The organism is Streptomyces niveiscabiei (genome assembly GCF_001419795.1).
In the GTDB taxonomy this organism is placed as follows: Bacteria; Actinomycetota; Actinomycetes; order Streptomycetales; family Streptomycetaceae; genus Streptomyces; species Streptomyces niveiscabiei.
Genome location: NZ_LIRL01000716.1, coordinates 1 through 10,747, shown reverse-complemented (window position 1 = coordinate 10,747; position 10,747 = coordinate 1). Strand labels below are relative to the sequence as shown.

General features: G+C 71.0%; 11 protein-coding genes and 1 pseudogene. 5 read left to right on the top strand and 7 right to left on the bottom strand.

The genetic code is table 11. From position 1 onward, the window contains the following. Both AOK24_RS46565 and AOK24_RS31475 read right to left on the bottom strand, forming a co-directional pair. Positions 1–334, bottom strand: a pseudogene (locus tag AOK24_RS46565) (N-acetylmuramic acid 6-phosphate etherase); the annotation flags it as partial. A gap of 137 nt (positions 335–471) precedes the next feature. Continuing rightward, a complete protein-coding gene (locus tag AOK24_RS31475; RefSeq protein WP_240554226.1) occupies positions 472–1,356 on the bottom strand; it encodes a MurR/RpiR family transcriptional regulator in 885 nt (294 codons plus the stop codon). 56 nt (positions 1,357–1,412) lie between these two features. Here AOK24_RS31475 and AOK24_RS31470 point away from each other — a divergent pair, with 56 nt between their 5' ends. Both AOK24_RS31470 and AOK24_RS31465 read left to right on the top strand, forming a co-directional pair. Further along, positions 1,413–1,811, top strand: coding sequence for a hypothetical protein (locus tag AOK24_RS31470; RefSeq protein ID WP_055723433.1), 399 nt, complete (start codon positions 1,413–1,415; stop codon positions 1,809–1,811). Further along, positions 1,808–2,098, top strand: a complete 291-nt coding sequence (locus AOK24_RS31465) for a DUF4031 domain-containing protein (protein ID WP_055723432.1) — start codon at positions 1,808–1,810, stop codon at positions 2,096–2,098. The genes AOK24_RS31470 and AOK24_RS31465 overlap by 4 nt, the downstream gene beginning before the upstream one ends. On the opposite strand, the gene AOK24_RS31460 is transcribed toward AOK24_RS31465, so the two are convergent. Beyond that, a complete protein-coding gene (locus AOK24_RS31460; RefSeq protein ID WP_206191293.1) occupies positions 2,071–3,159 on the bottom strand; it encodes a GNAT family N-acetyltransferase in 1,089 nt (362 codons plus the stop codon). The two genes, AOK24_RS31465 and AOK24_RS31460, sit on opposite strands and share 28 nt — an antisense overlap. 17 nt (positions 3,160–3,176) lie before the next feature. Next, positions 3,177–3,824, bottom strand: coding sequence for an HD domain-containing protein (locus tag AOK24_RS31455; protein WP_055723431.1), 648 nt, complete (start codon positions 3,822–3,824; stop codon positions 3,177–3,179). A 52-nt stretch (positions 3,825–3,876) separates the two neighbouring features. Between AOK24_RS31455 and AOK24_RS31450 the strand changes: the two genes are divergently transcribed. Together AOK24_RS31450 and AOK24_RS31445 are read left to right on the top strand one after the other, a co-directional pair. Continuing rightward, entirely contained in the window at positions 3,877–4,548 is a 672-nt protein-coding gene (locus AOK24_RS31450; RefSeq protein WP_055723430.1) for a maleylpyruvate isomerase family mycothiol-dependent enzyme, read from the top strand. Positions 4,549–4,651: 103 nt separating this feature from the next. Then, the gene (locus AOK24_RS31445; protein WP_055723429.1) at positions 4,652–5,329 is read left to right on the top strand and encodes a copper homeostasis protein CutC; all 678 of its coding nucleotides are present in this window, start codon (positions 4,652–4,654) and stop codon (positions 5,327–5,329) included. A gap of 4 nt (positions 5,330–5,333) precedes the next feature. Here AOK24_RS31445 and AOK24_RS31440 read toward each other — a convergent pair whose 3' ends face one another. Beyond that, positions 5,334–7,406 (bottom strand): HelD family protein, encoded by a 2,073-nt coding sequence (locus AOK24_RS31440; protein WP_107104092.1) that lies wholly within the window; start codon positions 7,404–7,406, stop codon positions 5,334–5,336. A 294-nt stretch (positions 7,407–7,700) separates the two neighbouring features. Here AOK24_RS31440 and AOK24_RS31435 point away from each other — a divergent pair, with 294 nt between their 5' ends. Further along, positions 7,701–7,889 carry a hypothetical protein gene (locus AOK24_RS31435; protein ID WP_079057087.1) on the top strand — a complete coding sequence of 63 codons (189 nt, stop codon included), beginning with the start codon at positions 7,701–7,703 and terminating at the stop codon, positions 7,887–7,889. 19 nt (positions 7,890–7,908) lie between these two features. Here AOK24_RS31435 and AOK24_RS31430 read toward each other — a convergent pair whose 3' ends face one another. Continuing rightward, on the bottom strand, positions 7,909–9,555 hold the full coding sequence (locus AOK24_RS31430; protein WP_055723435.1) for a DNA repair helicase XPB: 1,647 nt from the start codon (positions 9,553–9,555) through the stop codon (positions 7,909–7,911). 77 nt (positions 9,556–9,632) lie between these two features. Further along, the coding region (locus AOK24_RS31425; RefSeq protein WP_240554225.1) for a helicase-associated domain-containing protein at positions 9,633–10,747 on the bottom strand (1,115 nt) is incomplete at its 5' end.

Here is a 10,747-nt window from a genome sequence, read left to right as displayed (position 1 = left end):
CCCCCACCCCACCGGCGATAAGCCCCACGACTTGCCCGGGAGAGGTATTGAAAGTAGGCGGACACTCGGAAGCATCCAGAACTCCCAACCGCCCAGCGGTCCCGGCCCCCATATAAATCAACCGCCCCCCACGCCTCATCCGTAGGGCAATGGCATCAATGGCAGCAGAAATAACAGGCAACTGGGTGGCAACAGCGGCGGGAACACCGGCATCTTCACGATTCATGAGCCGAGCGATATCAAGCGTGGACAGCTCATCAATCCGAGCGAAGTCGGCCCGAAACGACTCGGTGGGAAGAGCGGAAAGCTGAGAAAGAAGGTCAGATGAAGACATAAAGCAGACGGCTCTTTCAATCCAAGGGTTCCTACACCTACCTAAGGGGCGCGGGGCTGTATCTAACAGCAGCTCCGCTGCGGGGCGCGATCAACCACATACAACCCGCAGCCCGAACGAAAGATCACCCCTACGGTCTACCGATGCCGATGGGCCAACGCCTCGTACGACGCGGCCAACGCAGGAGCCGCAGCCTCGTAAGTCCGCTGAGCAACCCCCACGAACAGGCAGTCCACCACCAGTAACTGCCCGGTCCGCGACGCCATGGCCGCAGGCCGCAACTCACTCTCCCGAGCAGAGGACGTGGTCAGAACATGATCCGCGTACTGAGTGACCGCCCCATCGGCCCGCCCGGTAATAGCTACGGTGGTGGCCCCCCGCTCAAAAGCGACCCGCAGAGGCTCGATCACATCCCCCGTGGACCCAGAATGCGTAATGGCGACGGCAACATCCCCACCCCGCAACTGCACCGCATTGGTCACCGCGAGATGAGGATCACTGTGCGCATGGGCAACGATCCCGATGCGCAGAAACTTCTGCACCAGATCCTGAGCGACAAGCCCGGAAGCCCCGACACCATAAACATCGACGCGTCGAGCAGCAGCGGCGGCAGAAACGGCAGCCCCGAGCTGAACGGTATCGAGCCCGGCGGCGGTATCGGCCAGCGTCTGCTGCTCGGCATGCGCAAGCTTGCTGACGACATCGCCGAGAGAATCGTCGACGGAGATGTCCGTGGTCAGCACAGGAGCCCGCCCGGACTGCTGATGCGCGGCAAGCCCCGCGAGGGCGAGCCGCAGATCGCGGTACCCGGGATACCCCAGTACCCGAGCGGTACGCACGACGGTCGCCTCGCTGGTCCCCGTCCGCTCCGCGAGCCCCGTGACGGTGAGCGCCGCGCACCCCGCGGGATCCCCCGCGACGGCCTCGGCGACCCGCTGCATGGACCGGGTCATGGAGGGAGCGAGCGTGCGCACCTTGGCCGCGAGCGCGCCCCCGAAAATTTCTTTCACGTCACGGGTCACACTCTGAAAGATATTTTCGTTTCGGTGACAGGGTCAAGAGTGCGCACAATGAAGACATGAGCACCGACCCCGTACACCCCGTAAGCCCCCTGGAGCAGGCCCTGCACAGGGCCCGCGCCCTGGTCCTCGCCGACCTGGTCGCGGGCGAGGTCGCCGAGGCGGACGTGGTGTCGCTGGTCGAGGAGTCGGTCGTACAGCGCCGCTGGTGGGTGGAGCAGTGGCCGGACGGCGCGCAGTACGTCGCGGGCCTGGTCGCGCAGGACGTACAGGACGCCCTACTGGAGAGGTACGGCCGCTGGCCCCTGTGCCCGGTCTGCGGCTCGGGCGACCCGCACGCGCTGGACGTCGAACCGGAGCTCGGCCCCGACCCGCACTGGGTGTGCCACAAGGCCGGCGTGAAGGTCGCGGCGGTCGGCACCCTCGGCGCCGGCCAGAGCGGACCGCCGTCCTCATGACCGTCTACATCGACCCGCCCACCTGGCCCGGCCACGGCCGCCTCTGGTCCCACCTGGTCAGCGACGTCTCCTACGACGAACTCCACGCGTTCGCCGAGAAGTTGGGCGTCCCGGCGCGCGCTTTCGAGCGCGATCACTACGACATCCCCGCCCAGCGTTACGCCGACGTGGTGGCCGCCGGGGCCGTCGAGGTCAGCAGCCGCGAGGTCGTACGGCTCCTGCACGGCGCGGGCCTGCGGCGGCGCAAGGCGAGCGTCCCTCAGAGCCGGTACCGCCGCAGCTCGTAGGCGTCCCCCTCCGGATCGGTCCCGACCTCGACGAACCCGGCCCGCTCCAACACCCCTTTGGACGCGAGGTTCTTGGGCTCGACGACGGCGAACACGCTGTCCACGTCCCCCTGTTCACGCCCGAGCGCCCACTCCCCGACCGCTCGCACCGCCTCCGTCGCGAACCCGTTCCCGCGCGCCTCGGGGACGACGTCGTACCCGATCTCCGTACGGCCCTCGCCGTCCGGCGCCGCGTGGAAACCGAGGCTGCCGATCGCCAGCCCGTCCGCCCGCCGCACGAGCACGAACAGGCCGAACTCCGCCCGCAGGACGCCCTTTTCGTACGAGGAGAACACCAGCCCGGCGGCCTCGCGCGTCCCGTCGAGAGGCCCGTCCCCGAGCCAGTCGAACCCGCCGTCGCCGCCCACCCACAGCTCGGCGAGCACGGCCGGGGTGGCGGACTCCAGGGTGAGCCGATCGGTGGGCAGGACAAGGCTGTTGTGCCAGCGCCAGCGCAACACCCTTGTGCGGCCCGGCAGTTCGCCGCGCCCGGTCGCCCACAGCAGCGTCTCCCAGGGGTCGAGCGCCGGACGCACCTCGGGAAAGATCCGCTGGAGCACGAACTCGGCGAGTTCCGGGGCGGGTTGGTACCCGACGTCCAGGCCGCGCGCGATGTCGTGGGTGTGCAGCAGGACTTCGGCGACCCCCATTGCCGCGAACCCCTGCCGGTTCGCGCCCCGGAACGGCGCCGGGTGGTACGCCCGCACGCGCGGCGGCGTGGACCGTACGGCCGCCGCGAGCACCGCCCCGGCCGCCCCGATCACGTCCACCACCCGGGAGTCGGCCGTCACGTCCTCGAACCGGAGCCCGAAGGGCAGGTACCCGCCCTGCACCCGGCCCGCCAACTGCGCGGCGTATCCGAAGAGTTCGTACGCGATGTGCTCGGCGGTCGCCCGGCAGCTCCACTCCAGGCCCGAGGCCGGGGTGCCCGCCCAGTCCCGGTCCGCGAGCGACCGCAGCAGCGTGACGCTCTCCTCGACGGCCGCGTCCAGTTGATCTCCGCCCGAAAGACTTCTCCGCATGACGTGAGCGTAGGGCCTCAGCCGGTCAGCGCCTCCAGTTCGGCGGCGATGTTGCGCCGCGCGTCCGCCTCCCAGTGCTCCTGGCCGTACGGCGTCCTGAACAGCCTTTCCATACCGAGGAGTTGACGCAGAATGTCGGCCCGCCCGGCCCGGAACACGTCCTCGGGGACGAAGCCGTACTCCTCCCGGACGGCGGCCGTGTACGCCGTGTACGCGTCCGGCGCCGAGGCCAGGATCGCGAGGTCCGCGTCGCACAGCACCTCGCCGTTGCGGTCCCCGTCGGCCGGCGCGTGTCCCTGGGTGAGCCGCACCAGCCGCGCGACCTCCGCCACGCCCCGCTCCGGCACGCCCGCCTCGGTCAGCGCCCGCTCCGCCAGCCGCGCCGACCGCTCTTCGTTCGTCGACCGCTCCGGCAGGTAGACGGCGTCATGGAACCAGGCCGCGAGCCGCACCAGGTCGGCGTCGTCGGCGTAGCTCTCCAGGAGGTCGACGCGGTCCAGTACCGCCGTGAGGTGCGTCAGCGTGTGATACCTGCGCTGGGGCTCCTGCCAGCGCTCGATCAGGTTGTCGGCGTACCGGTGGGGCGCGATGGCGCAGGAGTCGTCGGCCCGCGCGGCGAGCAGAGCGGGAAGCCAGCGGGAGCGCAGAGCGTCGAGATCGACCATGACCCCTATTCTCCCGCCGCGCGAGTACCCCCCTACGCCCTACGTTGGACGGATGACCCCTACTTCGGAGCTACCCCGCGACCCCGAACTCCCCGGCCGCATCCTCGCCGCCGAACGCGACATCCTCGTCCCCCTCCTGCGCGCCCGTCCCGACGCCGACTTCGCGCTCCCGACCGCGGGTTGTCCGGGCTGGTCCGTGCGCGACGTCCTCGCGCACTGCTCCGCCGCCCTGATCCGCGTGGTGGAGAACCGGCTGGAGAAGGGCGTGTTCTCCCCCGAGTCCAACGACCGCGACATCGCCGACCGCGCCGACTGGCCCACCGGGCGGATCGTCGACGAACTGGAACGCGGCATGACCGAGGTCGGCCCGCTGCTCGCCGCCTCGACCGGCCGCCTCGACGCCATCGCGCTCGGCGAGTGGATCCACGCGGGCGACGTCCGCGAGACGTGGAACGAGCCCGGCGCCTACGCCGGACCGGTCCTCCCCGATGCCCTGACCTTCCTCGCGTACCTCACCCAGCAGCGCGACCATGTCCCCCTCCGGGCCGACCTCGACGACATGGACGCCCCGCTCACCCTCGGCCACTCCGACGGCACCCACCCTCCGGCCCGCTACCTCGGCCCGGCGGCCACGCTGATGCGGCTGTACTCGGGGAGGCCGGTGGAGGGGACGTCGTACGAATTGGTGGGGGTACGGGAGGAGGAGCTGAACCTGTTCGGCTGACCCGGCGGGGTCATACCCGGGAGCTACCTCTCCTGACGTACCCTGATTGGACTAGACCTATAGGGGTACCCCGCTGGAGGTACCCCTCGACGAAAGGCCCCGCATGAGCACGCGTCCGCTCCTGGAGGTGATCGCCCTCACCCCCGAGGACGCGGTCGCGGCGCAGTCGGGCGGTGCGGACCGGGTCGAGCTGGTCTCCGAGATGGCGGCGGACGGGCTGACCCCGGCGCTCTCGGTGTTCGGCGCGGTCCGCGCGGCCGTGGACATCGATGTCCGCGTGATGCTCAGGGGGGCGGCGGGCTTCGCGGCCGGTGATCTCGGCCGACTCGTGCGCGCGGCGGGGGAGTTCAGGCAGGCCGGCGCGGACCAGTTCGTGCTGGGGTTCCTGGACGCCGAAGGCGCCGTGGACATGGGCGCGGTGGAGCGGCTCACCGCCGAACTGGACGGCTGCCGCTGGACGTTCCACCGCGCGCTCGACCACGCCGCCGACCGCGACGCGGTCCGCAAGGCGCTGGCGGGCATGCCGGGCCTGGACACGTACCTCACGGCCGGCTCCCCGGACGGCGTCGAGCAGGGGATGCGGACGCTGCTGGGCGAGGCGGGCCGGTACGAGCAACGCCTCCTGGTCGGCGGCGGGTTGACCCTGGCGCACGTACCGGCCCTGCGCGCGGCCGGGGTCGACGCCTTCCACGTCGGCGGGGCCGTACGGCCGTACGGCTGGGCCGAGCCGGTGGCGCCGGAAGCGGTCCGGGTCTGGCGCCGGGCGATCGACCCCGCCTGATGGCTCACGCCAACTGGCGCAGCTGCTCCGGCAGTTCACACCCGTGCACGACAACCAGCCCCGAAACGGCACGAGTCAGCGCGACGTACAGCCGCCGCAGCCCGGTCCGCTCGTCCGGCTCGCCGTCCACCACGGCCTGCGGCTCGTCCAGCACGACGTAGTCGTACTCGAGGCCCTTCGCCAACGAGGCCGGGACCAGGGTGAGTCGGGCCTCGGCCGTGGTCTCCTGGCCGGGGTCGAGGTACGCCACCCCGGCCGCGCCCAGCGCCTCGGCGAGCACGGGAATCCGGGGGTCGGCGGCGATCAGCCCGATCGACCCCTCCCGCAGCAGCAACTCCCCGCACGCCGCGACGACTTGCTCCACTTCGGAGACCTCGCGCAGCTCGAAGAACCCGGGGTTCTCCCGCACCGACGCGACGGGCGCGAGGCCGGGCGCGATGTGCGGCAGCAGCCGGGACGCGTAGGTGATGACGTCCGTCGGCACACGGAACCCGGCGGTCAACTCCTCGACCACCGCCTCGGATTTGCCGAGGTGACCCAGCGCCTCCTCCCAACTCCGCGTCGCCCAGGGGGTGGTGCCCTGCGCGAGGTCGCCGAGGACGGTCGCGGACCCGGTCGTGCAGCGCCGGCCGACGGCCCGGTACTGCATGGGGGAGAGGTCCTGCGCCTCGTCGAGGACGACGTGCCCGAGCGAGTGCGTGCGCTCGACGACGTCGGTGGCCTCGTCGATCAACACCGCGTCCGCGGCAGACCACTTGGCTGACTTCACCGACCGTACGGGCTTGGTCCACAGGATCGTCTTCTGCTCCTCGTCGGTGAGGATCCCGGCCGCGTGCTCGGCGAGGAACTCCGGTTCGCCGAGCAGCCGCAGGACCAGTTTCGCCGGATCGACGGGCGGCCAGATCGCCTTGACGGCCGCCTTCACCGCGCTGTTGCGGGCCACCGAGTCCTGGACCCGGTCGTCCGGCGCCTCTCCGGCCCGCTCCATCTGGACCAGCACCGCGTGCGCGATCCGCTGCGGCAGGGCTTCGCGCGCCGCGCCGTACCGGATGTCGCGGTCGAGCAACTCCCGCACGATGTCTTCGAGTTCGTACGCGGGCACCCGCCATCGGCGCGACCCGCGCACCACGACCACGGACTCGGCGGGCGGGGTGACATGCGCGTACACGGCCCGCCGCAGCACCTCGGCCATCCGGGCGTCGCCCTTGACGACGGCGGCGGCAGCCTCGTCGGTCCCGCGCACCTCGACGTGCGCGACGAGGTCGTCCACCGTCGCCTGACGGACCGACAACTCACCCAGGGCGGGCAGGACTTGCTCGATGTAGTGGAGGAAGGACCTGTTCGGCCCGATGACCAGCGTCCCGGTCCGCGCGAGCCGCTCGCGGTGCGCGTACAGCAGATACGCGACCCGGTGCAGACCGACCGCGGTCTTCCCGGTCCCCGGACCCCCCTGCACGCAGACGCTGCCCGCGAGGCCGCTGCGCACGATCTCGTCCTGCTCGGGCTGGATCGTCGCGACGATGTCCCGCATCGGGCCGACACGCGGTCGCTCGATCTCCTGCTGGAGCAGCTTGCTGGTCCGCGCCGCCTCCGCCGGGTCGGAGAGGTGCTCGTCCTCGTACGCGGTGAGGTCACCGCCGGTGTACCCGAAGCGGCGGCGCAGCCCGACGTCCATCGGGTCCTTCTTCGACGCCCGGTAGAAGGGCTGCGAGACCGGTGCGCGCCAGTCGATGACCATGGGATCGCCGTCGCCGTCGTGCACATGCCGACGCCCGATGTAGAAGCGCTCACCGTCCGCCCCCTCCGCCTGCTCGACACCGGGCGCGTGCAGGTAGTCCAGCCGCCCGAAGAACAACGGGGTGTCGCTCAGGTCGGCCAGCGCCTTGATCCGCTCCTCGATCTGGCGGCCTAGCACTTCCGCGTTGACCCAGTTGGCGGTCACATCCTTGATGTCCAGCGCCTGCACGTCCTCCCGCATCGCCCGCAGCGCGGTACGGGACGCGGCCAGATGCGAGCGCTCACGGAACAAGGGGTCGTCGGCGGACACGGGCGTGGACAAGGAAGTGCCTCCGGGCATGCGTGAGCTGCGAATGGGGTGCGACTGGGGGCCGACCGGTTTCCGACCGGACGACGGCACTCCACGAGGGAGGCGGCAAGAGCGGAGATTGTAGGCGAGCACCCGGCACGAGAGCCAATGGTTTTTCCGCCGCACGACCGCTGCGGGCGATCGCGTCGTGCTGTCGGAGGAACCCTGAGACCGACCCCTAATACCCCTGAGGAATTCCGTCCCTCTTGAGTACTACGGAACGGGCGGGAAAGTTGGCTCTGTGGGGTGATGCCCGCTTTATGGCCGGGATCGCACCATGGATGCATGAGCGCAGCGACCTTCACACCCGTTCCGGCCGCCGGTCGCCCGTCAGGTGCGACCCCGATGAGCAGTCCGCACAGGCACCGCCTGGGCGACGCCGTTCACGCGATACGCGTGTTCGCCGGCGCCGCCTTCGACGTCATGATCCTCGGAGAGTACGGCGAGGAGGCAGGTGTCCGGCGCCGCGCGTGAGGAGCGCGGTGAGGAGCGCTCAGGCGTCCTCGGCCAGCAGCTCGTCCGCGTCGACGATCCGGTAGGCGTACCCCTGCTCCGCCAGGAACCGCTGCCGGTGCGCGGCGAAGTCCTGGTCGATGGTGTCGCGGGCGACGACGGAGTAGAAGTGCGCCTGATGCCCGTCCGCCTTGGGCCGCAGCACCCGCCCCAGCCGCTGCGCCTCCTCCTGCCGCGAGCCGAACGTGCCGGAGACCTGGATCGCGACGGTCGCCTCGGGCAGGTCGATGGAGAAGTTCGCGACCTTGGAGACGACGAGCACGCTGATCTCGCCCTCGCGGAACGCGTCGAAGAGCTTCTCGCGCTGCGCGTTGGAGGTCTCCCCCTTGATCACGGGCGCGCCGAGATGCTCCCCCAGCTCGTCGAGCTGGTCGATGTACTGCCCGATGACGAGGATCTGCTGCCCGGCGAACCGGCGCACGATCGCCTCGGTCACCTTCCGCTTCGTCGCGGTCGTCGCACAGAACCGGTACTTCTCCTCCGCCTCGGCGGTCGCGTACGCCAGCCGCTCGGAGTCGGTGAGATTGACCCGCACCTCGACACAGTCCGCGGGCGCGATGTACCCCTGCGCCTCGATCTCCTTCCACGGCGCGTCGAACCGCTTGGGCCCGATCAGGGAGAACACGTCGGACTCCCGCCCGTCCTCCCGCACCAGCGTCGCCGTCAGCCCGAGCCGCCGCCGCGCCTGAAGATCCGCCGTGAACTTGAAGACCGGCGCGGGTAGCAGATGCACCTCGTCGTAGACGATCAGCCCCCAGTCCCGCGAGTCGAACAGCTCCAGGTGCGGATACACACCCTTCCGCTTCGTCGTCAGCACCTGGTACGTCGCGATGGTGACCGGCCGGATCTCCTTGCGTGTCCCGCTGTACTCCCCGATCTCGTCCTCGGTCAGCGAGGTCCGCTTCACCAGCTCGTGCTTCCACTGCCGCGCGGAGACGGTGTTGGTGACGAGGATCAGCGTCGTCGACTTCGCCTCGGCCATCGCCCCCGCCCCGACCAGCGTCTTCCCGGCGCCGCAGGGCAGGACGACGACGCCGCTGCCCCCGTGCCAGAAGTTCTCGACGGCCTGCTTCTGGTACGGCCGCAGCGCCCACCCGTCCTCGGCGAGCCCGATCGGATGCGCCTCGCCGTCGACGTACCCGGCGAGGTCCTCCGCCGGCCACCCCAGCTTCAGCAGCGTCTGCTTGATCTGCCCCCGCTCCGAGGGGTGCACGACGACGGTGTCCGGATCGATCCGCGCCCCCACCAGCGGCGCGATCCGCTTCGACCGCAGCACCTCCTCCAGCACCGGCCGGTCCGTGCTGGTCAGCACCAGCCCGTGCGCCGGATGCTTGCTGAGCGTGAGGCGCCCGTACCGGTCCATGGTCTCGGCGATGTCGACGAGCAGCGCGTGCGGCACCGGATACCGGCTGAACTGCACGAGCGCGTCCACGACCTGCTCGGCGTCGTGCCCCGCCGCGCGCGCGTTCCACAGCCCCAGCGGCGTCACCCGGTACGTATGGATGTGCTCCGGCGCCCGTTCCAGCTCGGCGAACGGCGCGATCACCCGACGACACGCGTCGGCCTGCTCGTGATCGACTTCGAGCAGCAACGTCTTGTCGGACTGGACGATGAGAGGACCGTTCACGTACGTGGATCCCTTCCGCACGGGGCAAACGTCCAGTGTGCCTCATCCGGGCATGATCTTGCCGGGTGAGCGGCGGGCTACTCCGCCGCCAGCTCCGCCACCCCCGTGATCCGGTGCAGGGGGTACGTCCGGACCTCGTCCGCCGTGTGGTCGTACGCAGTGACGAAGCCGCCCTCGACGCGCAGGGGGGCGATGACGCGCTGGGAGGCGGCGCCCTCGGCGTTGACGTAGCCGATCCAGAGGGGCTCGTTCGTGAGGACGGCGGCCTGGACGGTGGCGAGGGTATCAGCCGGGGAGGTGCGCGGTAGCTCTCCAGGGGTAGTGCGGGACGACTCCGGGGTGGGTTTGCGCGGGGTGGTCGAGGCCAGGTCACCTGCGCGGATGGCGCGGACCGCCGCCGACAGCAGCGTGTCGTCCGGGACCGGAGGGCCGTCGGGGACTGGCTCCGGAGGGGTACGGGGCGGGGTCCGGTGCGCGTCGGCCCGGTGGATCAGTACGTCGCCGTCGGCGGACTCGGCGGCGGGGGCGTAGCCCATCGTGCGCAGGACGTCGAGCAGCGTCGCCGGGTCGGCCTGGGCCGCGAGGACCGTGGGCGCCAGACGCCGCAGGCGCAGACCGGCCGAGCGCTTGTCCGCGAGGATCTCGTTCAGCAGCGCGTCGTCGTCGCAGCGGACGTACGCCGACGCCGCGCCGACCCTCAAGTGGCCGTGTCTGCGGGCCACATCGTCGATCAGGTACGCCAGCGGCTGCGGCACCGGCGTCCGCGAGTGCGCCGTCAGGAACGCCTGGAGGTCGGAGGCCGTCCGACCGGCGTCCAGCGCCCGGCGCACCGAGGCCGGCGTGAACCGGTACACCGTCGCGCCGCCCTTCGACTCGACGTCCGCGAGCACGCCGAGCGTGTCCGCGAGCGGCCGTTGCAGCGGGCCGGGGGCTACGGCCGTCAGGTCCGCCTGAAGGAGTACGTGGTCGAGGGGCTCGGGCAGGAGGGGCGCGAGCAGCCGGGCGGCAGCGGCGGTCGCCACGGCCTGCTCCGAGGGGGACAGGGGTAGTACCACGGGGTGATGCGGGGGGCGGTGGTGTACGGGGAGCTTGTCACCGGCATCGGCGGGGTCCGCGCCGGACGCGGAGGTCGGCTCACCTGAGACGGTCCGCAGCACGTCTCCTTCGGCTCTGGACGCCGATGCTCCCACCC